The sequence below is a fragment of the Streptomyces sp. HUAS ZL42 genome (assembly GCF_040782645.1).
Lineage (GTDB): Bacteria > Actinomycetota > Actinomycetes > Streptomycetales > Streptomycetaceae > Streptomyces.
Window position 1 is genome coordinate 8,131,055 of sequence record NZ_CP160403.1, and the last position, 24,201, is coordinate 8,155,255.

General features: G+C 67.3%; 18 protein-coding genes and 3 pseudogenes. 13 read left to right on the forward strand and 8 right to left on the reverse strand.

From position 1 onward, the window contains the following. Positions 1-7 precede the first annotated feature (7 nt). The 3 genes from ABZO29_RS37065 (at position 8) to ABZO29_RS37075 (ending at position 4,477) form a co-directional block, all read left to right on the forward strand. Positions 8-988 (forward strand): xanthine dehydrogenase family protein subunit M, encoded by a 981-nt coding sequence (locus ABZO29_RS37065; protein WP_367324566.1) that lies wholly within the window; start codon positions 8-10, stop codon positions 986-988. After that, positions 985-3,177 carry a xanthine dehydrogenase family protein molybdopterin-binding subunit gene (locus ABZO29_RS37070; protein WP_367324567.1) on the forward strand — a complete coding sequence of 731 codons (2,193 nt, stop codon included), beginning with the start codon at positions 985-987 and terminating at the stop codon, positions 3,175-3,177. The genes ABZO29_RS37065 and ABZO29_RS37070 overlap by 4 nt, the downstream gene beginning before the upstream one ends. Positions 3,178-3,325: 148 nt before the next feature. After that, positions 3,326-4,477: an XdhC family protein gene (locus ABZO29_RS37075; RefSeq protein ID WP_367324568.1), complete on the forward strand. Its 1,152-nt coding sequence runs from the start codon at positions 3,326-3,328 to the stop codon at positions 4,475-4,477. A gap of 152 nt (positions 4,478-4,629) precedes the next feature. Here the strand turns inward: ABZO29_RS37075 and ABZO29_RS37080 are convergent, their stop codons facing one another. Beyond that, on the reverse strand, positions 4,630-5,217 hold the full coding sequence (locus ABZO29_RS37080) for a TetR family transcriptional regulator (RefSeq protein WP_367324569.1): 588 nt from the start codon (positions 5,215-5,217) through the stop codon (positions 4,630-4,632). A 99-nt stretch (positions 5,218-5,316) separates the two neighbouring features. Here ABZO29_RS37080 and ABZO29_RS37085 point away from each other — a divergent pair, with 99 nt between their 5' ends. Beyond that, on the forward strand, positions 5,317-6,255 hold the full coding sequence (locus ABZO29_RS37085) for an aldo/keto reductase (protein WP_367324570.1): 939 nt from the start codon (positions 5,317-5,319) through the stop codon (positions 6,253-6,255). A 64-nt stretch (positions 6,256-6,319) separates the two neighbouring features. Here ABZO29_RS37085 and ABZO29_RS37090 read toward each other — a convergent pair. Continuing rightward, positions 6,320-6,478, reverse strand: a pseudogene (locus ABZO29_RS37090) (NADP-dependent oxidoreductase); the annotation flags it as partial. 158 nt (positions 6,479-6,636) lie between these two features. Between ABZO29_RS37090 and ABZO29_RS37095 the strand changes: the two are divergent. Both ABZO29_RS37095 and ABZO29_RS37100 read left to right on the forward strand, forming a co-directional pair. Beyond that, positions 6,637-6,798, forward strand: a complete 162-nt coding sequence (locus ABZO29_RS37095) for a hypothetical protein (protein ID WP_367326342.1) — start codon at positions 6,637-6,639, stop codon at positions 6,796-6,798. Between the two features lie 308 nt (positions 6,799-7,106). Next, a complete protein-coding gene (locus tag ABZO29_RS37100) occupies positions 7,107-10,469 on the forward strand; it encodes a discoidin domain-containing protein (RefSeq protein WP_367324571.1) in 3,363 nt (1,120 codons plus the stop codon). A gap of 627 nt (positions 10,470-11,096) precedes the next feature. On the opposite strand, the gene ABZO29_RS37105 is transcribed toward ABZO29_RS37100, so the two are convergent. Further along, positions 11,097-11,543 carry a hypothetical protein gene (locus tag ABZO29_RS37105; RefSeq protein WP_367324572.1) on the reverse strand — a complete coding sequence of 149 codons (447 nt, stop codon included), beginning with the start codon at positions 11,541-11,543 and terminating at the stop codon, positions 11,097-11,099. A gap of 455 nt (positions 11,544-11,998) precedes the next feature. Further along, complete coding sequence (locus tag ABZO29_RS37110; RefSeq protein ID WP_367324573.1) at positions 11,999-12,880, reverse strand: helix-turn-helix domain-containing protein; 882 nt, start codon at positions 12,878-12,880, stop codon at positions 11,999-12,001. Positions 12,881-13,077: 197 nt separating this feature from the next. On the opposite strand from ABZO29_RS37110, the gene ABZO29_RS37115 reads away from it, so the two are divergent. From ABZO29_RS37115 to ABZO29_RS37125, 3 genes are all read left to right on the forward strand, one after another. Then, a complete protein-coding gene (locus ABZO29_RS37115) occupies positions 13,078-13,743 on the forward strand; it encodes an SDR family NAD(P)-dependent oxidoreductase (protein WP_367324574.1) in 666 nt (221 codons plus the stop codon). A gap of 203 nt (positions 13,744-13,946) precedes the next feature. After that, positions 13,947-14,294: a cyclophilin-like fold protein gene (locus tag ABZO29_RS37120; RefSeq protein ID WP_367324575.1), complete on the forward strand. Its 348-nt coding sequence runs from the start codon at positions 13,947-13,949 to the stop codon at positions 14,292-14,294. A gap of 30 nt (positions 14,295-14,324) precedes the next feature. Then, on the forward strand, positions 14,325-15,092 hold the full coding sequence (locus ABZO29_RS37125; RefSeq protein ID WP_367324576.1) for a glucose 1-dehydrogenase: 768 nt from the start codon (positions 14,325-14,327) through the stop codon (positions 15,090-15,092). A gap of 58 nt (positions 15,093-15,150) precedes the next feature. Here ABZO29_RS37125 and ABZO29_RS37130 read toward each other — a convergent pair whose 3' ends face one another. Together ABZO29_RS37130 and ABZO29_RS37135 are read right to left on the reverse strand one after the other, a co-directional pair. Then, complete coding sequence (locus ABZO29_RS37130) at positions 15,151-16,722, reverse strand: carboxylesterase/lipase family protein (protein WP_367324577.1); 1,572 nt, start codon at positions 16,720-16,722, stop codon at positions 15,151-15,153. A gap of 270 nt (positions 16,723-16,992) precedes the next feature. Then, entirely contained in the window at positions 16,993-17,415 is a 423-nt protein-coding gene (locus tag ABZO29_RS37135) for a hypothetical protein (protein ID WP_367324578.1), read from the reverse strand. 370 nt (positions 17,416-17,785) lie between these two features. On the opposite strand from ABZO29_RS37135, the pseudogene ABZO29_RS37140 reads away from it, so the two are divergent. The 3 genes and pseudogenes from ABZO29_RS37140 to ABZO29_RS37150 form a co-directional block, all read left to right on the forward strand. Then, positions 17,786-18,508 (forward strand): annotated as a pseudogene (locus ABZO29_RS37140) (beta-galactosidase trimerization domain-containing protein); the annotation flags it as partial. A gap of 571 nt (positions 18,509-19,079) precedes the next feature. Further along, a complete protein-coding gene (locus ABZO29_RS37145; protein WP_367324579.1) occupies positions 19,080-20,246 on the forward strand; it encodes an AAA family ATPase in 1,167 nt (388 codons plus the stop codon). Further along, a pseudogene (locus ABZO29_RS37150) lies at positions 20,243-20,665 on the forward strand (TniQ family protein); the annotation flags it as partial. The gene ABZO29_RS37145 and the pseudogene ABZO29_RS37150, both read left to right, overlap by 4 nt. A gap of 198 nt (positions 20,666-20,863) precedes the next feature. Here the strand turns inward: ABZO29_RS37150 and ABZO29_RS37155 are convergent. Beyond that, on the reverse strand, positions 20,864-21,031 hold the full coding sequence (locus ABZO29_RS37155) for a hypothetical protein (protein WP_367326443.1): 168 nt from the start codon (positions 21,029-21,031) through the stop codon (positions 20,864-20,866). A 1,455-nt stretch (positions 21,032-22,486) separates the two neighbouring features. On the opposite strand from ABZO29_RS37155, the gene ABZO29_RS37160 reads away from it, so the two are divergent. After that, entirely contained in the window at positions 22,487-22,876 is a 390-nt protein-coding gene (locus ABZO29_RS37160; RefSeq protein ID WP_367326343.1) for a LysR family transcriptional regulator, read from the forward strand. 192 nt (positions 22,877-23,068) lie between these two features. Here ABZO29_RS37160 and ABZO29_RS37165 read toward each other — a convergent pair whose 3' ends face one another. Beyond that, positions 23,069-24,187, reverse strand: coding sequence for a HigA family addiction module antitoxin (locus ABZO29_RS37165; protein ID WP_367324580.1), 1,119 nt, complete (start codon positions 24,185-24,187; stop codon positions 23,069-23,071). Positions 24,188-24,201 lie beyond the last annotated feature (14 nt).

The window sequence follows — 24,201 nt, forward strand, 5'->3', positions numbered from 1 at the left end:
GCCCACCATGCATCCCTTCTCCTACACCCGCGTCTCCGACACCCGTGAAGCCGTCAAGGCCGGTCGCGCAGGCGGCCGTTACATCGCCGGGGGGACCACGCTGGTCGACCTGATGCGGGAGACCGTCGAGCGCCCCGAGGCGCTGGTCGACATCTCCGGCCTGCCGCTCCGCGAAGTCACCGTCACCGAGCGCGGGGGCTTGCGCATCGGGGCGCTGGTGCGGATGGCCGAGGCCGCCGCGCACCCCAAGGTGCGCACGCTGTATCCCGTCATTTCCCAGGCCCTGGAACTGAGCGCGTCCGCGCAGCTGCGGAACATGGCCACCATCGGCGGCAACATTATGCAGCGCACCCGGTGCACCTACTTCCGTGATGTGACCGCGGCCTGCAACAAGCGTGAGCCCGGCTCCGGTTGCGCGGCGCGGGAGGGCTTCAACCGGATGCACGCGATCCTCGGCACCTCCGACGCCTGCGTGGCCACCCACCCTTCCGACGTGGCCGTGGCTTTCTCTGCCCTGGAGGCAACGGTGCACCTCCTTGGCCCGGAGGGCGCGCGCACCCTGCCGTTCGCCGACTTCCTGCTACGGCCCGGCACTACCCCGAACCGTGAACAAGCCCTCAGAAAAGGCGAGTTGATCACGGCTGTGGAGATCCCAGCGCTTCCGCGTCCGTTCAAGTCCGGATACCTGAAGGTGCGCGACCGGCAGTCCTACGAGTTCGCACTGACCTCGGCGGCGGTCGCGTTGCACGTCCGGCGCGGGGTGATCCAGGACGCGAAGGTCGCCGCCGGCGGCGTGGGGACCGTGCCTTGGAAACTGCCCGTCGTCGAGCAGCACCTCGTCGGTGAGCGTCCCTCGGAGTCCCTGTGGGCGTCCGCTGCTGCGAAGGCGGCGGACGGCGCCCGTCCCCTTCAGCACAACGGCTTCAAGGTCGAGCTGCTGAAACGGACCGTCGAACGCCAGCTGCGCATCGTAGGAGGTACGAAGTGAGCCCCCAGCCACAGGCGGCCGTGGGCGCGCCGCTGTCCCGGGTGGACGGCCGCCTCAAGGTCACCGGAAAGGCGCTGTACGCCGCCGAACACGACGTCGAGGGTGTGGTGCATGCCGTCATCGTCGACGCGAGCATCGGACGCGGCCGTGTCACCTCGATCGACACCGGCGACGCCGAGAAACACGCCGGTGTGTTGCGGGTGATCCATCACGGCAACGCGCCGACGCTGCCGTACCGCGACAACGCCGGGTCCAACAACCCGCCCGGGCGCAGGCTCAGGGTCTTCCAGGACGACCGGGTGCTCTTCCACGGTCAGCCGGTAGCGGTCGTGGTGGCGAGCACGTTGGAGGCCGCGCGGCACGGGGCGAGTCTGGTGAAGGTCCGCTACGACGCCGGGCGGCCCTCGACCGACCTGCACGAGGCCGAGCCGGGCGAGCCGACGGACTACGCGCGCGGCGACGCGGAAGCCGGCCTGCGTTCCTCGGCCGTACGGCTGGACCTGACGTACGAGTTGGCGCGCAACCACCACAACCCGATGGAGCCGCACGCCACCATCGCCCGCTGGGACGGCGACAAGCTGACCGTCTGGGACAAGACCCAGTGGGTGATGGGCACGCACGACGAGCTCGCGGCCGTGTTCGACCTGCCCGCGGACTCGGTGCGCGTGATCTCGCCGTTCGTCGGCGGCGGTTTCGGCAGCGGACTGCGCTGCTGGCCGCACACAGTCGTCGCCGCCCTGGCCGCACGGGTGGCGGGACGCCCGGTCAAGTTGGTGCTCAGCCGCAGGCAGATGTACTTCGGCACCGGCTTCAGGCCGTCGTACGAGTACCGGCTGCGGCTCGGCAGCGACCGGCGAGGCCGGCTGAACGCCGCGATCCACGACATCGACGCCGAAACCTCGTCGTACGAGACGTTCTTCGAAGCCGTCATGCCGGCCGGCCAGATGCTCTACAGCATGCCCAACGTCCGTCAGGCGTACCGGCGGGTGCCCCTCGATGTGAACACCCCTATCTGGATGCGCGGCCCCGGCTTCGCCTCCGCATCGTTCGTGATCGAGTCCGCGATGGACGAGCTCGCGCACGAACTCGGCGTCGACCCGATCGAGTTGCGCCGGCGCAACGAGCCCAACGAGGACGAGTCGACGAACGAGCCGTTCTCCACCCGGCGGCTCAGTGAGTGCTACACGGTCGGTGCCCGTGAGTTCGGCTGGGACCGCCGTAACCCGAGGCCGCGCTCGACGCGGGACGGGGACTGGCTGATCGGCCTGGGCATGGCCACTGGTGTGTACGACCCGGGGCGGTATCCCGCGCAGGCTCGGGCCCGTCTGGATGCCGACGGCACCGCGGTGGTCGAGGCGGCCACCAGCGACATGGGGCCCGGCACCTACACCTCCCAGACCCAAGTGGCCGCAGACGCACTCGGGTTGACGATGCGCACGGTGACCTTCCGGCTCGGTGACTCCCGCTATCCGCCGACCTCGCCGCACGGCGGCTCGGCGACCATGGCGAGCGTGGGCTCGGCCGTCGTCGACGCCTGCAACAAGGTGCGGCAGCAGGCGATCCGGCTGGCCGTCGAGGACCGGGAGTCGCCGCTGTACGGCGTGAACGCGGACGACGTGGTGGTGCGGAACGGCCGACTGCACGTGCAGGGCAGCCTGACGCGCGGGGAGACGTACAAGAGCCTGCTGGCCCGCAACGACCGCTCCCACCTGGAAGCGAACGGTTCCTACGACGGGCCGGGCAGCGAACGGTCCGCCTACTTCGCCTACAACGCCACCTTCGCCGAGGTCGCCGTGGACGCGAACCTGGGTCTGGTGCGGGTGCGGCGGATGCTCGGCGTGTACGACGCGGGGCGGATCATCAGCCCCAAGCTGGCCGAGAGCCAGGCGTTCGGCGGCATCGTGGGCGGTATCGGCACGGCCCTGCTGGAGCACACGGTCACCGACCACCGTGACGGGCGGATCGTGAACGCCAGCCTGGCCGACTACCTCGTGCCAGTGAACGCCGACGTGCCTGAGATCAAGGCGATCTACCTCGACGGCGAGGACAACGCCGGCAACCTGCTGGGCGTCAAGGGACTCGGCGAGGTCGTCCAGGTGGGCGTGGCGGCCGCGATCGGCAACGCGGTCTTCAACGCCACCGGCCGACGAATCCGCCAACTGCCCATCAGTGCCGAGGCGTTGCTCTGACGACACCGCCTCGATGGACGGGTCCGGCAGCCGAATTCCCCGTACGGCTGCCGGACCTCCCCGGGCCGCCGCCGCGCCTGCGCCCCCGTGGACGCGGCGGCGGCCCGATCCACCTTCTGCGACAGCGACGTCTGTTCTGGAGACCCCCATGCTGAACATCGCGGACACACTGCACCGCTGGTGCTGCGAGGAACGCCCCTTCGCCCTGGCCACGGTCGTCGACGTCACGGGCAGCGCACCCCTGCCCGTCGGAACGTCGGTGGCGGTGGACGAGGACGGCAAGGCCATCGGCAGCATCTCCGGCGGCTGTGTCGAAGGCGCGGTGTACGAGCTGTGTCGGCAGGTGCTGGATGAGCAGGATGGGCCCCGGCGGGCCTGGTTCGGCTACTCCGACGACGACGCCTTTGCCGTGGGCCTGACCTGTGGCGGCGAACTCGACGTGCTCGTCCAGCGCGTCGACTCCGCCGTCCAGCCGCATCTCGGCGCGGCGCTCGCGGAGGCGGTCGAGGGCCGGCCCGCCGCCGTGGCGCAGGTCGTGGACGGGCCCGAGGGATTGCTCGGCGCCACTGTGAGCGTGCTTGGCGACAGTTGGATCGCCGACAGCACGCTCGGCGACGGGCCGACCGGCCGGGCCGTGGCGGACCGGGCCACCGCCCAACTGCGTACCGGACGCACTGCACTCCTCACCCTCGGCTCAGACGCCGACACCTGCCCCGAGAAGCTCTCCGTCCTCGTCCACGCGGCCGCCACCCGCCCCCGCATGCTGATCTTCGGCGCGATCGACTTCGCCGCCGCCCTCGCCCAGGCCGGCCGGTTCCTCGGCTACCACGTCACCGTGTGCGACGCCCGCCCCGTCTTCGCCACCGAAGCCCGCTTCCCGCACGCCGACGAGGTGGTCGTCGACTGGCCCCACCGCTACCTGGCCCAGACGGCCGTGGACGCCCGGACGGCCGTCTGCGTCCTGACCCACGACGCCAGGTTCGACATCCCCCTGCTCCAGCTCGCCCTCGATCTGCCCGTCGGCTACGTCGGCGCGATGGGCTCCCGGCGTACCCACGACGAACGTTTGTGCCGCCTGCGCGAAGTCGGGCTCACCGACAGGCAGTTGGCCCGGCTACGCTCCCCGCTCGGCCTCGACCTCGGCGCCCGCACCCCCGAGGAGACGGCCATCTCCATCACGGCCGAGATCATCGCCCACGCAAACCAGAGCACCGGCCTGCCTCTGGCCCGGGTCACCGGTCCGATCCACCGCGTTTCCGGGGCTGCTTCAGACATTCAGGCGGTGTGCGATCTTCTGTGAATTCCTTTGGCGGCGTGAGCGGAATGGGAAGCATGGGGGCCTCGAGTGAGGTGCGGCGAGCGGGCGGCGGCATCGACCGGGTTGCGGCACGGCGAGGACGTCACCCTGGCTGACGAATCCGTGGCCCATCACCGTCGGCCGCTACAGCTGGTTCATGCCGTCGCAGGGAAGAGGCGCTGGACGGCGGCGACGATGGCTGCCCGGCGGGCCGCCAGGAAGGCGTCGCGTTCCTCGCCGAGAGGAACGAGGTCGGTTTGGCCGGCCCACGACAGAGCCAGCTGACTGACGAACACGAGAACGTCCTCGGGCTCCCACGCGGGATCGAGGTGGCCGGCCTCCTGTGCCTTGCGTACCTGCTCGATCTTGCGGCGCAGGGACTCCTGTACCGGGTCGTCGGACGGGGCCTCCCCGGCCGGCAGCTCCAGTTGGCCCCACATCATCAGCCGATGGCGTTCGGGATGGCGGACGGCGTGGTCATGCATGCGGCCGGCGTAGCCCGGCAGATCGGCGGGATCCAGGGGGACAGCCTCGGCCATGGCGGCGAGCTCCCGTCCGGCGACGAACCGGTAGAGCGCCTCCTTGCTGCGGAAGTACGCATAGACGCGTTCCTTGCTGGTGCGCGCCGCCTTGGCGATCCGCTCGACCCGCGCTCCCGCGATGCCATGACGGGCGAATTCGGCGGTGGCCGCGGAAATGATGCGGTCACTGGTGGCGTCGGTGACGCTGCTGCGGGAGGCCATGAGGCTCAGCTTACCCAACCGAACTGTTCGGTTTGGCGGCGGCGGCCGACGGCTGTATGGTCGAACCGAACCGTTTGGTGTGACTTAGAGGAGCAGACCATGCAGCAGCGCAATCTGGGCCGCCAGGGCCTGACCGTCTCCGCGATCGGCTACGGCGCGATGGGCACTGCGGTCGGCTACGGCCCCTCGGACGACACCGGGTCGATCGCCGCGATCCGCCGCGCTCATGAGCTCGGCGTGACCCACTTCGACACCGCGGAGATGTACGGCTGGGGAGAGGGCGAGAAGCTGCTCGGCCACGCTCTGGCGCCCATCCGTGACGAGGTGACGATCGCGACGAAGTTCGGCCTCACGCCGACCTTCGCTCCGAACTCGAAGCCGGAGCACATCCGGGAGGTCGTCGAGAACAGCCTCCGCAACCTGAACATCGACGTGATCGACGTGCTCTACCAGCACGGCCCCGACCCGAGCGTCCCGATCGAGGACGTGGTCGGTGTGATGAAGGAGTTCGTCGACGCCGGCAAGGTGAAGTACCTCGGCCTGTCCAACACCGACACCGACGCCATCCGCCGCGCCCACGCGGTGCACCCGATCTCGGTCCTGCAGCACGAGTACTCGATCTTCGCCCACGACTCCGAGCAGTTCTTCCCCGTACTGGAGGAGCTCGGCATCGGCCTGGTCGCCTACTCCCCGCTCGCCCGCGGCTTCCTCAGCGGCGCGGTCAAGCCCCGTGAGCACTACGACGCGAGCGACTTCCGCCAGATGATTCCCTGGTGGGCCCCGGAGAACTTCGACGAGAACCTCTCCATCGTCAGCGAGCTCACCAAGCTCGCGGAGAGCAAGGGCGTCGCCCTGTCCCAGCTCGCCCTGGCCTGGCTGCTGGCGAAGAAGGACTACATCGTCCCGATCCCCGGCTCGCGCAACCCCGAGCGCGTCGCGCAGAACATCGCGGCCGCCGACCTCAGGCTGACCGCCGACGACCTCGCCCGCATCGACGAGATCGCGCCCGACGGCGGCATCGGCGGACGGGGTATGTGACACGGCGCCCGCCCACCGCAGCCCGCTATGTGAGACCGGCAACAAGCCCGCTCGCGTTGCCGGTCTCGCGCAGCCGGCCTGAACGGTGGGAACAGTCGGCGGGAGCGACGCCCGAGGCCCGTACGGCCACCCGGATGTGGCCCGGTCCCGCGTGTGGCTCCGGTACGTCGCCTACCTCCAGGACGCTTGTGGGGCCGTACTCGGAGAGTCTCAGTGCTCTCATCGCGTCGGACGCTAACGGAACGGCCTGTCCGTTTACCCAAGTCGAGAGCGGTGACGAACCCAGCGCCTCACTCCCGGCGCTCTGATGCCCGGGACAACCGAGAGGGCATCCTCGCCGTGGCCCGCACGACGTTCGCCGAGCAGGGGCCGGGGGTGGCGATGTGCGAGATCGCGCCGCGTGCAGGGGGCGGCCCCGCGACCCTCTACCGGCACTTTCCGGGCCAAGGAGGCGCGGGGACCCGAGGCCTTCGGCGAGCAGATGACAGCCTGCACCGCCGTCGTCGACGAGCGGCTGGCCGATCCGGATGCCGGCTGCCCTGACTGCGGTGACCTAGCGGCACATCAGGAAGCGGCCCTCCCCATTCGCGGGCGGCAACCCTCCGGGCGATCGCCACATGCTCCGCCAGCATGGATCGCAGGCACGTGCGACCAGCCATGTACCACACGTGTTTGACGGCGGGAAGGGCGAGATCGGTCCTACGCGCAGCAGGACCACCCTCACCCCAGATGCCGCTCGCAAGGGGATTGACGCCCCCTTGCGCCAGGCCCAAGGATCACCGCTGCAACGACGTGATTGAAACGATTCATACACCCTTCTCGCTCATACCGCACCTCCACAGGAGCTCGCGATGCCCCTTTTCACCCGCCGGTCCGCCCTGCGCTCGGCCATAGCCGTGGCCCTCGCTCCCACCCTGGGCTCCCTGACGCTGCCGAGCCTCGCGGCCGAGGCGTCCGCCGCTGTCTCGTGGACGGCGAAGTGGATCTGGGCTCCGTCCAGTTCGACGAACCAGTGGGTGGCCTTCCGCAGATCGCTCACCCTCGGCTCCGCGCCCTCGAAGGCCGTGACCCAGATCGCCGCCGACTCGAAGTACTGGCTGTGGGTGAACGGCACCCTGGTGGTCTTCGACGGTGGACTCAAGCGCGGCCCGAACCGCACGGACACCTACTACGACGAGATCGACCTCGCCCCGTACCTCACCAGCGGCACCAACACCATCGCCCTGCTGGTCTGGTACTTCGGCAAGCAGGGCTTCTCGCACAACAGCAGTGGCAGGGGCGGACTGCTGTTCCAGTCGGACATCACCACCGGCTCGACGACCACCCGGCTCGTCAGCGACACCAGCTGGAAGCACACCGTCCACCCGGGCTACTCGAACAACACCAGCGGCACACAGGTCAACTTCCGGCTGCCCGAGTCCAACATCTACTACGACGCCCAAGCCGCCGCCGTCGTGTCGGGCTGGCGGTCACCCGGCTTCAACGACGGCGGCTGGACAGCTCCGACCGACTTCGGTGCCGTCGGCGCCTCGCCCTGGAACAACCTCGTCCAGCGGCCGGTCCCACAGTTCCGCTACTCGGATCTGAAGTCCTACGCCAACGTCTCTTCGCTGCCGGCCACCGGCCAGGGCGACACCGCCATCTCCGCCACGCTCCCCTCCAACCTCCAGGTCACGCCGTTCCTGAAGGTGGACGCCCCGGCCGGCGTGGTGATCGGCATCCAGACCGACCACTACGACGACGGCGCGGGCCTGACCGGAATCGAACCCGGCACCGGCTACAACATGCGCGCCACCTACGTCTGCACCGGCGGCGTCCAGGAGTTCGAGCCCCTTGCCTGGATGAGCGGTACGGCGGTGAGGTACACGATCCCGGCGGGCGTGACGATCCTGGACCTGAAGTACCGGGAGTCGGGCTACGACACCGACTTCGCGGGCTCGTTCAGCAGCGACGACGCCTTCCTGGACACGCTGTGGACCAAGGCCGCCCGCACGATGTACGTCAACATGCGGGACAACTACATGGACTGCCCCACCCGCGAACGGGCCCAGTGGTGGGGCGATGTGGTCAACCAGCTCAAGGAGGGCTTCTACACCTTCGACACCCGCTCGCACGCACTCGGCAAGAAGGCCATCGCCCAGCTGACGGCCTGGCAGAAGGACAGCGGAGCGCTGTACTCGCCGGTTCCGACAACCATCTGGACCTCCGAACTGCCCGTGCAGATGCTGGCGTCGGTGTGGTCGTTCTGGACCTATTACCTCTACACCGGTGACGCGAGCGCCGTGACCGGCGCATACCCGGCGGTGAAGAAGTACCTGAACCTGTGGAGCCTGGACGGTGACGGCCTGGTCAACCACCGCGCGGGGGACTGGGACTGGGAGGACTGGGGCTCCAACATCGACGCCCGCCTCCTGGACAACAGCTGGTACTACCTGGCCCTGGACACCGCCGCCAAACTCGCCGACCTCAGCGGCAACTCCGGTGACGTGGCCGGCTGGCAGTCCCGGCGCGACGGTATCAAGGCCAACTTCGACCGCGTGCTGTGGAACGCGTCCCGGAACGAATACCGCTCACCCGGCTACAACGGCGACACCGACGACCGCGGCAACGCCCTCGCGGTGGTCGCCGGGCTGCCCCCCGCCGCCCGCTTCCGGGCGGTCACCGAGGTGCTGCGCACCCACCTCAACGCCAGCCCGTACATGGAGTTCTACGTCCTCGAAGCCCTCTACCTCATGAGCGAGGCCACCGTCGCCGAGGAGCGCATGCGCAACCGCTACGCCGCCCAGGTCGCCGACCCCGCCTGTCACACCCTGTGGGAGGTGTGGGACAAGGCCGCGGGCACCGACAACCACGCCTGGAACGGCGGCCCGCTGTACGCGCTGTCCGCCTACGCCGCCGGGGTGCGACCCACCAAGCCCGGCTGGACGACGTACGAGATCGTCCCGCAGACCGGCACCCTCACGAAGATCGACACCGTCGTGCCCACCGTCAAGGGCGACATCCGCTTCGGCATCACACGCGATGGCACCAAGGCCACACTGACGCTCACCTCCCCGAACGGGACGACGGCCCGGGTCGGCGTGCCCACCTACGGCGGCTCCCAGCCGGTCATCACCGCGGGCGGCACCACCGTCTACACCAACGGCGCCGCCACCGGCAGCGTCAGCGGTCTGGCCTACGACGGCAAGGACGCCTCCTACGTCTACTTCACCGTGCAGCCGGGCACCTGGACCTTCACGGCCACCGGCACGGGCCGCCTGGACAACCTCGCTCTGGGCAGGCCGGTCAGCGGCAACAACAGCCTGGAGAACGGCGACTGGGGAAGGAACCGGCTCACCGACGGCCAGCTCACCAGCGTGACCGGCGCCAAGGGCTACACCAGCAACGACTTCCCCTCCGCCGACGTGTCCGCGAGCCCGGTCTGGGTCGAGATCGACCTCGGGGCCGACACCGACCTGGACGCCGTACGGCTCTTCCCGCGAACCGACACTTCGGCGGCGGGCGGCGGCACCGCGGGCTTCCCGGTCGACTTCACGATCCAGACCCGGCGCGACGGCGCCACGTCGTACGCCACCGTCCGCACCGTCACGGGCCAGCCGAACCCCAACGGCCTTGTACAGACGTACGGGTTCAGGACGACCACCGCCCGCTACCTCCGCCTGCAAGCCACGCGTCTCGGCAGCCCCGCCTCCGACGAGACCACCAAGTACCGCCTCCAGCTCGCCGAACTCACCGTCCCCACCGCCGCGACCACCGTCACCAGCAACTGCACCCTGGAGAACGGCGACTGGGGCAAGACGCGGGTCCTGGACGGCACCACCACCAGCGTGACCGGCGCCAAGGGCTTCACCAGCATCGACTTCCCGTCCGCCGACGTCAGCCGCACGCCCGTCTGGATCGAGATCGACCTCGGCACCGACCGCGCGATCGACTCCGTCACCCTCTACCCGCGCACGGACACCGGTGGGGCCGCTGGCGGCACGGCGGGCTTCCCGGCCGACTTCACGATCCAGACCCGGGCCGACGGCGCCACGTCCTACACCACCGCCCGCACGGTCACCGGCCAGCCCAACCCGAACGGAGCCGCCCAGACCTACACCCTCACCTCCGCCAACAGCCGCTACCTGCGCCTCCAGACCACCAAGCTGGGCACACCCGCCTCGGACGAGAGCACCAAGTACCGCCTCCAACTCGCCGAGGTCCTCATCAAGTGACCGACCTGAAACCCATTGGACCGGCCCTCACCCACCGCCAGCGGGGCGGGCCGGGCCGATGGGCGGCAGTCCTCTCGGACATGAGCGGGTTTCGCTGTTCGTGGGTCGCCGCAGGCGGCCGACCAAGTCTCTGGAGGCCCGCCGCGTCGAGGCGTTCGGGCTGCTCGAACTCGTCACCCGCGCCAAGAGCACCGGCCACCTGCGCGACGACTTCACCGACCGGGGCGTCGTCATTCCGGCTCATGGACAACGTCGGCGTCGTCAGGGACGGCCCCCGGCACCTGGCACCGCCTTGTCGCCCGCGTGCTCCGCTCCCAGGTATCGATCCGCCCGCTGGCCCCGGCGTCCGGCGCCCTCCAGCGTGCCATGGTCCGCCTCGCCCGAAGCGGCCCCGGCACCGACTGAGCCACGGCCCGCCGGGCACCGGCCCGGCTCGTACGCGCCCGCACGCAGTCCATGGCCACACCGGGCCGATCCAGGACGCTCCCAGCGGGATGCCATCAGGGTGCGGTGTCAATCAACACAGGCCTGTCAACACGGTGTGGCCATTGCAGCACCACGCGGCCCGGGCGCCCTTTGCGCCCGCACGACTTCGTGAGGCCATCGGGGCCGGTGGCCGTCAGGTAGTCACCAATACGTCATCTGGACGCTCGCTGTCAGCGTCGGTGACACGCGCAGCTCATCGAGCGTCCGGCGCGTCCATTCACCGTCCCGGTGGACGACGTCACCGCGCTCCCGCATCGACCGGATCGTCTCCTCCAGCTCCAGCGGAATGCCGTCGGTGCGCTGGTGCAGCAACTTGGCGAACTGCTCGGAGACCTTTTCCGCGCCGCGAATCGACCGGACCAGCTCCCCGGTCTGCCGCACATCCAGCGGGGAAAGCTCAACTCTGGTCAGGGTCATGCCGATGGGGTGGCGGGACGTCAGCCGACGCAGCAGCGACCCCTCGGGGATGTCGTGCGGGCGGTAGGTGCCGGCGAGCGGGCTCAGCCGCAGACCGGACGGCGTCGGTCGCAGACGCCGTACGCCGTCCACGACCGGCCCAGCGGGAACGGCTCGCGCACGGGCGGGCACGGCGCGAGCAGGACGCGTGGTCCGCGACAGCCCCAAGCGCCTCGTGCAGCAGCCGGGACTTGCCGATACCGGGTTCGCCCTCGATGAGCACCAGCGATCCTCCGGACCTCAGCGCCCGCACCACGCCGGCGAGGGCGCCATCACGGTTGACTAGGCCGGGAGCCACCGCCTCGACCATGACGCCACCGGACGGCTCACCGCGTTCCGCACCCCTTACGGGTCCCGAGCCCTCAGGTGTCGTCCGGTCCGCGTCACCACCAGGCCTCCGGACTCCCCTTGGTCATGAACACGGCGGCACCGTACCGCACACCCCGGCAGGAGGCCGAGCGACATCGCGCGACACGGTGCAGGCGCCGCCCGGGGCACGCGAGTCGATGTGTTGATCCTCAGCGACACGGCCTCGGCAAGTGGCAGGCGTACAGACAGGAGAAGACGAAGAACACGCTCTCGCGTGGTCAGTTGAGAGGAGGAGAGGCCGGCAGGTTCTGGTCGGCGGCCCAGGAGGCGAGGATGCGCAGCCGCTCGTGGGTGGGGGAGCCGGGTGCGGCCGTCCAGACGGTGAGGTGCTGGTCGGGGTCGGTGTTGGCGGTCAGGGTGTCCCAGTCCAGGACGAGTTCGCCGACCACCGGGTGGTTGAGGGTCTTCGTGCCCACCGTGCGGGCCGCGACCCGGTGGTCGCCCCACCACTGGGCGAACTGCTTGTCGCGCAGGGACAGTTCACCGACCAGCTCGATCAGACGGGGATCCTCGGGATACTGCGCGGCTTCCATCCGCAGCTGCGCCACGGCGAGCCGCGCGGAGGTCTCCCAGTCGGCGTACAGCGTGCGCATGGCCGGATCCGTGAAGATGATCCGCGGGTAGTTGCGGTGCCTCTCCGGGATCCGGGAGAAGTCGGTGACCAGCGCGGCCGCCAGCGCGTTCCAGGCCAGGATGTCCCCGCGTCGACCCTGCACGATGGCCGGGGTGGCGGTGAGATCGTCCAGTACGCGCTGCAACTGCGGCTGGACCTTCTGCCGCCCCCGGCTGCGGGTGCGTGTGGTGATCTTGCCGGCGAGCTGGAAGAGGTAGCCGCGTTCGTCGTCGTCGAGATGGAGCACCCGGGCGAGCGTGTCCAGCACGGGCGCTGACGCCTGCATACGGCCCTGTTCGAGACGTGTGTAGTAGTCGGTGCTGATGCTGGCGAGCTGGGCGACCTCTTCGCGGCGCAGCCCGGCGACTCGGCGCGGGCCGTTGTTGTCGGGCAGGCCTACAGTGCGCGGGCTCAGCTCTGCGCGGCGCTTCTTGAGGAATTCTCCCAGCTCGTTGAGGGGAACATTGCCGGTCATGCCGGTCAGCATGACACCGAACGCACCTGAGGAAGGAGGGAGAGTTTTCACCCAGGATGTATCCCTCCCCGGATGTCTTTCTCCGCTTTTCGCTCTTGCCTCGGCGTGTGAGGCTCGACATGGAGCAGCCCGCGCGGCGATCCAGAGCGCCGTGTCGGCAAGGTCCTCCCCAAGCCTGAGCGAAGCCCCTCCACCCGCAAGGACTCACCATGACGACCTTCGCCCTCGTCGGCGCCGGCCCCGGCCTCGGGCTCGCCACCGCCCGCCGCTTCGGAGCCGCCGGACACACCGTCGCCCTCATCTCCCGCAGCGCCGAGAAGCTGAACGCACTGACCGCCGAACTGGCCCGCGACGGCATCCAGGCGCGGGGCTTCACCGCTGACGTCCTCACCACCGAGTCACTGGATGCGGCCCTGTACGCGGCGGCAGCCGCTCTGGGGCCCATCGAGATCCTGCAGTACAGCCCCGTGCCCCGCGCCGATTTCATGAAGCCCGTCCTCGATGCGACTGCCGACGACCTCGACGCGCCCCTCGCCTTCTCCGTCAAGGGCCCGGTCACCGCGGTGAACGCCGTCCTGCCCGGCATGCGCCAACTCGGCCGCGGCACCCTGCTGTTCGTGAACGGCGGCAGCGCCGTACGCCCCCACCCGGACCGGGCTGGCACCTCGATCGCCTTCGCCGCCGAGAGTGCCTACGCCGGCATGCTGTACGACGCCCTCGCCCCGGAGAACATCCACGCCGCCCAGTTGATCATCCCGGGAGCCATCCGGCCCGACGCCGAGCACAGCAGCCCTGAGGTGCTGGCCCGCCGCCTGTACGACATCCACCTCAAGCGCGACGGCTTCCGCCACTACGCCGAGCCGCTGCCCGACTGACGCCCCCGGAGGGTGCCGTGAGCCCGACCACCCGTTCCAGCCTTGCCCGCGCCGCCCCGACCGTCTTACTGCTTGCAGTGACCGCCTGTACCGACGAGGCGCCCCCGTCCCCGTCTTCCCTGTCCTCGCCCTCCGCCTCCGCGTCACAGCGAACGCCGACGGCCACGGCACCAGCCTCACCGTCCGATGACAAGGGCACCGCCATGAACATCCGCCTCACCATCGAGGGCCACCGGGTCGACGCCACCCTGAACGACAGCGCCACGGCCCGCGACTTCGCCGCCCTGCTCCCGCTCACGCTGAACCTGAGCGACTTCCACGAGACGGAGAAGATCGCCGACCTGCCCCGCCGACTGTCCACCTTCGGCGCCCCGGACGCCGCCGAAGCCAAGCCCGGCGACCTGGCGTACTACGCCCCCTGGGGCAACCTGGCCCTCTTCTACCGGGGCAGCGGCTCCAGCGACGCCGGCCTGATCATCCTCGGCAGCGTGCACGGCGACACCGAACGCCTCGCCACCGCCACCAAGGTCACCATCGAAACCGCCTCCTGACCCGGCCCACTCTCAACGGGAGAAAGACACGTGAACCCCACCTACGATTTCACCGGCCAGGTCGCCCTCGTCACCGGCGCCGGCTCGGGCATGGGCCTGGCGACCGCCCGCGCCTTCGCCGAGGCCGGGGCCGCCGTCGCCCTCACCGACATCGACGAAGCCGCCCTGAACGCAGCCGTCAAGGAACTCACCGACTCCGGCCACCGAGTACTCGCCCTCACCTGCGACGTCAGCGACGAGGACCAGGTGGCGGCTGCGGTCGACCGCACCGTCGAGACCTTCGGCCGTCTCGACATGGCCTACAACAACGCCGGCATCCAGATCCCGCCCAGCGACGCCGCCGACGAACCCGCCGAGCGGTTCGACCGCGTCAACGCCATCAACCTCCGCGGCGTGTGGGCCTGTATGAAACACGAGCTGCGGCACATGCGCGCCCAGGGCAACGGCGCCATCGTCAACTGCTCCTCCCTCGGCGGCCTGGTCGGCCTCCCCGGCCGTGCCTCCTACCACGCCTCCAAGCACGGCGTGATCGGCCTGACCACCAGCGCGGCCCTGGAGTACGCCCCGCGCGGCATCCGTATCAACGCCGTCTGCCCTGGCACCATCGACACCCCGATGGTCAGCGACATGATCGCCAAGGGGGAGCTGGACCGCGCCGAGGCCGAGGCCAACCAGCCCATCAACCGCCTCGGTACGGCCGAGGAGATCGCCCAGGCGGTCCTGTGGCTGTGCAGCCCGGGAGCCGGTTTCGTCGTAGGCGTCGCCCTCCCCGTCGACGGCGGCTACGTCGCCCGATAACCGCGTGGGAGCCGCCGTCAGGCAACCGACGGCGGCTCTCCCAGGGCAGCATCAGACATCAGCAGACGGCGAAGGGATCGACCCCGTCCCACGCCTCGCGCCGCGCGTCGGCGAGCCGGTCACGCACCAGACGCGGCTCCACGTCGAACGACAGGCACGCCCGCTTGCGGGGGTCGAAGGCCGGCCAGTGCGGCAGTGCCCGGGTCGCAGGCGTCCCGTGGTGGGCGAACGCCGCGAAGGAGTCGATCATCTTTGAGGACAGGGCCTTGGCGGTCGGGAGGTCGGCCGGTGCGGCGCCGGTGAAATCGCCCTGGCCCCAGTTGCCGAAGGTGTATTGCACGTCGCTGCCGTGCGTGGGCCCGAAGGGACCGGCCTGCGCGTAGTCGAAGGTGTACTGCCACACCTTGGCGCCGGCCCGGTGCGCGAACTCGGCCAGCCAGACCGAGGGCATCACGACGAACCAGCCGCTGAGAATGTCGTTGAGGGTGACGTGCCCGGGCAGGGCGGTGTCGTCGTAGACCTTCTGGAGACGGTCCCAGTGCTCGCCGGTCGCCTGGCGGGCCAGGGTCTCGAAACGGGCGGAGAAGACGGGCGAGCCCATGAACGGCTCGGCCTCCATGTTGCAGGTTCCGATCAGCAGGTTGACGTCGCCGCTCACGGCTCCCAGCGGGTGCTGCGGCAGCACCTGCCCGTCGATGACGTGGCCGTACGGCTCCAGCAGTTGCGGGTCGTTCGCGGCCTGCACCGAGGCGTCGAGCAGTTTCGCGGTCGACACCTTCGTCAGGCGCGAGGTGTCCGTGATCCCGAGGGAGCGCATGACCGCCTCCCGCGTCGCCGAGGCGAACTCGGCAGTGTGGACGGGGCGCGGGCCGCCGCTCTGGATGATGGCGCGGTGGAACAGACCTCGCGCCTTCGGCGTGCCGAGCAGCGCTCCGATGGACATGGCGCCGGCCGATTCACCCATGACCGTGACGGCGCACGGGTCACCGCCGAAGGCGGCGATGTTGTCGCGGACCCAGCGCAGCGCGGCCATCTGGTCCAGCAGTCGCAGGTTCCCGGAACCGTAGCGGTCCGGCTGGTAAAGGCTGCCGAAGGCGCCCAGACGGTAGTTGAACGTGACCACGACGCAGTCGCGCTGCGCGTAGTTCCCTCCGTCGAAGGTCGGGTCGTTGCCCGTCCCGGCGAGGAATCCGCCGCCGTGGATCCACACGATCACCGGCCGTCTTCCTCTGGTCGACGGCGACCAGACGTTCAGGTACAGACAGTCCTCGCTCTGATTCGGGGTCTCCGGCAGGCCGGGCAGCAGCGGCACCTGCGGTGCGGCATGGCCGTACGCAGACGCATCCCGCACCCCCGTCCACGACGCCACCGGCTGCGGCGGAGCGTAGCGTCGCGATCCCGTCGGCGGAGCGGCGTAGGGCATGCCCTTCCAGACCAGCACGCCGTCGCTGCGCTCGACGCCGCGCACCTTGCCCGAGCGCGTGCCGACGACGACCGGCCTGGAGCCCTGGCCATCCCGGGTGCTCGCCAGGGCGCTGGAGGGCGTCAGAGCACCTGCCCCCAGCACCGTCCCGGCGACGCTCGCACCGGTGATTCCCAGAAACCCTCTACGCCCCAGATCCTGACTCAATGGGGACCCCTTACCTAGGTGAAACCGTGAGATGAAAGCCGAGGTCAGCAGCACGACGAAGCGCGTCGACCGCCGCACGATCTTCGAGGCTTGCATGTGCCCCGCCGGAATGGGAGGGAAGGATTCCTCCCCCTTTCGCCGGAAACGGATCGTGATCGTTTGGGCTCCGCAGGTGGGAAAGCACCAGAGGGGTGCAGGACCGGCCGTCGAGGGAGCACCCACCCCGGTTCCGTGGTGTCGTCGACGGAGGCGACAGCCGCGACTGCGGTGTCAGATCATCGTGCATCGGGAGGGTTTCGCCCGACCACCAAGTCCTCCTGCCGCTCGGTACGCATTGAGTGCCCGAGCGGCAGGAGGACCTTGGCGAAACTGGCGCTGGGGCTCCCAGCGCATGCCCCAGCCGTTCTGCGTGTCGGCGACGTCCGAGATCTTGGTCCACGAGTTGCCGTTGTCGGTGCTGCGGTAGATCGGGAAAACCGGTGTGCCAGAGGTGTACTCCTCGAACGTCGCCAGCAGGGTGCCGTTGGACGAACCGCTGTGTTCCAGACGCAGCCCGCACGGATACAGCGAACCGGAGGCGGGTGCGTTAGACGGAGGGGTGTACATCGTTTGCGACTGACGGGCCAGGGCATTGGCCCGGCCGGCGGCCGGCAAAACCAGCGTCGCCACGGCGGCGAGCAGGGTGAAGGCCAACGCCAAGATGGAGAGGGGACGAGAACGCGGGGCGACGCCGGGTCTGGCGCCCGTCTGCGCGGGGGACATGTGCGGCTCCCAGGGGAAGGGAAGGGGGTGTGTTTCGGTGCCCGCCGTCTCCTGGTCGGTCCAGGCGAGAACGGCGGAATCTATGGGCGGCATCAGCGTGCGCGGCCGTGCCGATGACGTCGCGGTGCCGTTGAATTCCGCCGGGTGCCACCGTGAAACCAGGTGTCACGGTGAGTCGCCCGTCGGGCGTGGGTGTGTGGTGTTTGGGCACGCGGCCTGCGCCCAACTACTGCCTAGGAAGGTTCAGTTGGTGGTGCGAAGCGCCGTACGGTCCTGGTGGGACGGCGGCGGTGCGGTCGACTACACCCCGCTGTAGCAGGAGAGAGTCGCCGTCGACTTCGTACGCCCGGACGACTCCGCGCTCGATCGCTACAACCTCGTCCTCGTGCCCTCGCTGTACCTGGTGACGGACGCGGCGGCGGCGAACCTCGCCCGGTTCGCCGAGCGCGGCGGCACGCTGGCCGTCGGCTTCCACAGCGGCATGGTCGACGAAAACGCCCATGTCCAGTTCGGCGGCTACCCTGGCGCGTTCCGTGATGTGCTCGGCGTGGTCACCGACGAACTCTTCCCCCTGCTGCCGGGCGAGACGACCGGGCTGACCGGCGACGTACCCCCTGGTGCCACGGCCGACCTGTGGTCCGAGCGAGTCCGTCTCGCGGGCGCGGAGGCCATTGCCTCGTACGCCGACGGACCGCTGTCCGGTCACCCGGCCGTCACCCGCCACCAGCACGGCGGCGGGACCCCTGGGTACCTCACCACGCATCCCGACCCGGACAGGCTCGCTGGACTGCTCCACCGCATTCGCCAGAACGCCGCCGTCACACCGGAGCACCAGGCCGCCCTCGCCGACATCGAGGTCGTCCGCCGTCGTGGCCCGGAGGCCGCTTACCTGTTCCTCGTCGACCATGCCGGCAAGGGGGCCGAAGTACCCGCCCAGGGCGTCGAACTCCTCACCGGCACACCGGTCACGGATACCGTCACCGTGCCACCGGGAGGCGTCGCCGTCGTCCGCGAATCACACTGACCTAATCGGCTTGACGCCCAGACACAATGAAACAGAGTTGCGGGGGCGTGGATCCCCTCGACGCCGCACGCGCCAGAGCCGCGAATTCCCTGCCGAACTCGCGGACTCGAACGGCGCGATGCGGCGGCCGCAGCCGATGAGCCTCAGTCGTTCTCCCGACGGCAGCGCCGCCAGCGGCGCGGGCCGGCCGAACGGTTTGCTATTGGCGAATCAAGGGACCTCGTGGTCGTTCCTGCTGGCCATCTGGGCACTACTCCTTCACCGTCCTCGATACAATGAATTATTCAGCATTCCTGACTCGTAATACTTAGCGAGTGAGGGGCCGGGAATACTGGCCGATGGGGCATGAAGCGAACGAACGTCTGATTGCTCACTCAATGTGGTGACAGGCATCGGACTTTCATGCCGCAAGCACATCGCCGTGGGACGCTGGTGGCAGCTAATCTGGCGAGTAAGGTGCCATTCGGCGGCGCGCACACTTCGCTGAGGACGGAAGACCCCCGGGTGGGCGCGGGAGCGGACGGCGTATTCCCTCGCCTAACGACTACTATGTCGAAGATTTGAGGGGCGCATGAGTTCTGCCCGGGAGCTGGATTCAGTCCGTGACGAACATCCTAAACTGGACAACCTGACGCTCTCCCGCAAGGAGGGTTTCCGTATTCTCGCCGAAGGGCCCGCGCGTCCTAAGCCCGATCTGCTGACCGTCAAGCAGCTGGCTGCGTTGGGAGGCGCAGCACGGTTGGCTTACGAGAAACGGCGCAGCTTGTGGCACGCCAACCTCGGTCCGATCAGGACACCCCAGCTTGAAGCTCTACACGAAGTCCTGTGGGACATCGTGGACAGCAACGTTCAGGACGGTGGCAAAACGAGGGGCGCAGTCGCCGTTGATGCGCTACCGGGACTCGGCAAGACCACCGCAGTGTTGAACTTCGCTCTCGCATACCACCGCCGAGAGATTCAGCGGGCGGGCGCTTTCACAGACTTGGGCCACGAGCGGTGGCCTGTCTGCCGCATCGGACTGACGAGCAACGTCGGTATGAAGGACTTCAACAGAGCCATGCTGGAGTTCTACGCCCACCCCGGACGTGCCAGTGGCACGTCTGCTCTCTTCGCCCAGCGGGCCTTGGACTGCGTCCTGGCGTGTGAAACCAAGATTCTAATCATCGACGACCTTCACTTCCTTAAAGCGATGAACGGGAATGACCAAGAGATAAGCGATCACATCAATGGCATTGTGAACCAGTTCCCAGTCACAGTGATCTTCATCGGTGTCGAGTTGAAGAAGCGCGGTATCTACTCTCGCAACGACGAGAGTGGTGACATCGCTCTGGCGCATACCGGAAGCAAGTTGACTCCGCTGACCATGGCCCCGTTCGACATCGACAACAACGAACACCGCCGACAGTGGCGGCACCTATTGTTGGCTCTGGAAAAGCAGATCGTGCTGAGCCAGATGTTTCCCGGCATGCTCACCGATGAACTCTCCGACTACCTATACCTCCGTAGCGCCGGATGCATCGGATCGCTCATGACGCTGATCAACCGAGGATGCCAACGGGCTGCACGCACTGGTGCCGAGCTGCTCAACAAAAACCTTCTTGAGGAAGTGAAGATTGACGCTGCATCGGAGCAATCCAGGAAGGTTTTGCAAGCCAAGTTCAAGCATCGCGAGGTGAGCAGCAGTACCTCAAGGGACAGGCCTGGCAAGGCGAGTACAGGCAAGAACTCTGTCCCATGACGTCGGCCCGGACCCTGCCACTGCGGGTTGCTCCGCTACCCGGCGAAGCGCTGGACTCCTGGCTGGAGGTACTGAGTACCCGTCTGACGGCTCCGTTGAACGATCTTTTGCCTCATCTCGGTCTTGCTCGCCGGCGTTTTCCGCAGAAGCCTCACGACTGGATGATTGCGCTTCGCGCCGACGAGGCCGCTGGCATCTCAGCTGCTACTGGAACAGATCCAGAGACCTTGCACCGCATGACACTGGCCTACTACGACCAACGAGCCTTGCTCATCGACCATGACATTCGACGGGTCAATGGGCGACATCTCTGGGGACGGGGCAGAGGCTCCCGCTACTGCCCGGATTGCCTTGCCGCCAACGAGGGGCGGTGGCTCCTGTCCTGGCGCCTCGGATGGTCCTTCGCATGTCTGGATCACCAAAGAATGCTGGCCGATCACTGCCCAGACTGCGGACGCCTACAGCGTCTTCAACCCGATCCTGGAGGCCAGGTATCCCGACTGGGGCGATGCATGAACCCACGCACTGCTGCTGCCTACGGGCGTTCGGCGGCGCGCTGTGGTCACCCACTGTCTACAGCTCATACGGCACAGCTCCCAACAGGGCACCCGGCACTCTCAATCCAGCGGATTCTCATGCAGGTGATCGAGGAAGGCGTGGCGGCCTTCGGTGTCTATGCCGACTACCCTCAAGATGCCCGCACGGCGCTCGTTGATATCAAGTCCGTGGCTGCACGGATCATCAGCAGGGCTACTCGACAGCATCTCGTGCCGCTTCTTCCTCATGACCTACTTGAGATGTATGAAGAGGGGCTTGCCCAGTCACCAGGGCGAAACTCGCACACGCATGATCTTCGACGTGAAGGGTCTGTGGCCCCAACTCAAGCAACCACTGTCGCAGCCAGTCTCACCGCGGCAATTCAGATCCTGCTGCAATCCGATGTTCGGGCGGCAGGCGAGGCTCTTCGCTGGCTCATTCAGATCCCCGCCCCTGCCATGCAGGCTCCGGCCCTCGCGCCGACTACGATCATCTCTGATTGGGGGCGTGGAATCAGCGAGGTGCTGCGAGGGATTCTGTTCTCCGCTCTCGAGCCAACGATGGTGTCCATCAGCAGACTACGTTACCGAACCGGCTCGCCGTTGCCCGCCACTCCCGCGCCTGCCAGTCTGTCGATCGAGCGGTCTGCACGTATTCCAGCCATGTTCTGGGCTAGCTGGGCGCTGAGGATTCTTCCTCGGAGGGGTGTTTACCTTCAAACCTTAAGAACCGCACTTCCATGTCTTGTCTTGCAGGTCGGCAGTAGCCTCACTCACGACCGGGCTATGAAGCTGCTCGGAGAAGTCACCGACAGTACCAACAGTTCTCGGATTCTTCAGCAATTGGAAGATGGGCCACACTGGAGAGACGTTCAGATAGCACTTATCCGGCTTGCTGAATTTCTGGACAGAAAACCACCTCCCATCGATTATCGCCGCCGCCGTCTGCTTGACTACTCGCAACTCCTGCCGGAGCGGGAGTGGGATGAATTCTGTCGAAGATCAGTAGCGTCCCCAGGCCGAGGACCTCGACACCGCCTCACTCGCTGCTACCTCTTCGAGCGCATTAGCGGGATTCCTGCCGAGCTTGGGCCCGAGCCCTTTGCGGCGACTACCAGCTCCATGCGAAGCCTACTCAAAACATTTCCGGCAACCCTCACTCCAGGATTTGCTGTGGAACTTGAAAGAGTTGGTATAGAGTTTCTGGATCGTCGCGGAATCCGCGAACCAATCGAATGGCAACCGCCGGTCGAAATGTTGGACGACCTCACGCTACCTGGATTCGATCCGTCAAGAGTCGAGGCGCATGTTGTGCATGACCTGATGCGAAGAGAAAACCTGACTCCAAAACAAGTGGCAGCTCGATTGTCAACTTCAACCCATGTCATCTGCCATGTCCTCGAGCGAGAACCCGCCCCGCAGAGTCAATGGCAAGCCCGGATTGCTGGCGCAGTGAGGGAAGACCTCAAGCGCCGACTCCCACCTTCGGAACTGGCGCACCTATATCAGCGTTACTCGGAGTCCGAAATCGCCCGTAAATTCAATACCAGCGGTTCCATGCTCCGTAGGATCGCCCGTGAATACGGGCTACCCCGCCGCCCACCCGGGAGCGGGCGAAAGTGCCCGCCCGTCGCTGGAGAATGGCTCCGCAAACAATTTGTTATTCAAGAACGCACGCTTGCAGAATTGGCCAGCGAGTCAGGCATGAGGCCGTCAGTGCAGAGCAGACAGGCTCGACCTCTTCACATTACTCCACGGTCTCGAGGAGGTATAAGTAGGGCGGGTACACCTGGCGCCAAGTCTCTTGCGGACGATGCCCCCGAGGTGTTGAGACAAGCGCTTACTGGAATTTATGGATGGGAGCGGCTCGCGCGATTTGCCGCCGCAGTTCCATATGATTCCCTTTCGGAGGCAGCCAAGGCCCTTGGGATCTTCAGAAGCGTGATATCGAGACAGATCAGGCAACTCGAACGAGACCTAGGGGGACCTCTTTATGTGCGAACACAACAGAGCCAGCCTATGCAATTAACGCCACTCGGAATTGAAGTCCTGGATGCGATCCAAAAGATGGGATTGGGATGCGCCGGTCGGTGAAAGTGCGGGCGCTGCAAAGTTTGATGAGTCGCCGCCCTGCGGGAGAAACTCGGGACAGTTGAGACGTCGGCAAATAAGATTCATTTCCATTGTTGCGCACCGGGAATTTTATGTGCAGGCTTACCTGAGGGCAGGCGACTAGGGGCCGTCTCGATAGCGGCATTCTCGCGACACTATTGCAGTGAGGCCGTTCTATTGCATAGGGGGTAGGGATCCGAGGTCGAAGTCGCGCTTAAGTTTGTTTCCCTCTTTCCAATCCAGTGCTTTGTCGTGTTGAAGGCGGCCCACGATGATGCCCGGCGCGACACCGACCCTTTCTGCAAACCTAGTGATATGGGCGAAAGGTTTAGGCTGTCGAAGGAGTGCTTCGTAGGCCGACTCATGTTCCGGGGGAATCAGGGTCTGGGCCGCGAAAGTATTTGCTTCTTCTTCTGCCGGACCTGTTCCTTTGAAGGGGTCTTCGTCGAGGAAGGTAAGTCGCTTTCCGTGCAGCAGGACGTGACCAACCTCGTGGAATACGGTGAACCAGAAGCGATCGTCTTTCTTGTATCGGTCTGTGAGTGCGATCAATACTTTGTCCGGGCTGAGCCATCGGGTCGCGCCGGATAGGTTGGTGTTTTTGAACGCCGGGGAGAAGACAACTGCTACCCCAGCCTCCGAGCAAAGCTTAGGCAACTCTGTGAGCCAGCTATCAGGGTCCTGCATACTCAGGGCGCGGAGGCTCGGTAGGATTTCCTGAAGTGTCTCTCGCCGGAAGGGCTTGCACCGGCGGCGCCGAGCTTCGATAACGGCCAGCCGGAGCCAGGCGTAAGTAGCATATTCGTTGGGGGTCGTTGTGAAGGATCGGCGAAATGCTGTGCTGTAGCCGCTCCATAGCTCTTCGGCGACCGCAGGGCTGGCGACGCCGAAAAAATCGAGCAGTCGCTGGAGATTGGTGACGGTTCTACTTCGGTCGGGCAAGACGTTGCGGGCTACCAAGTCGGCCAGTGGAAATCTGTCGAGCCATTCAATCTGGTCGGCTAGGGAGCTCTGCTCCTCTTTTCTGGCCAATTGGGTGCGCCAACTGGCTTCCAGGGTGTTCCATACGGTGGCCGGGACTCCGGTAGCCCGCTCAAGGAGAAGCGCGGTTTCCGGGCTAAGGGACGCGATGCCCTGCGCGATCTGATTGACGTGCTTTGTTGAGAGACCGGTGCGACGGGCGAGATCAGCCTGGGAAATGGCGAGTTCCTCCAGGGTCTCCTTAAGGGTTTCCCCGGGGTGCGTCACGGTCTGCGGGGAGTACTCGAGAGGGTCGGGGGCGTCGAGGGTCATCGGAGTGTGCCTCT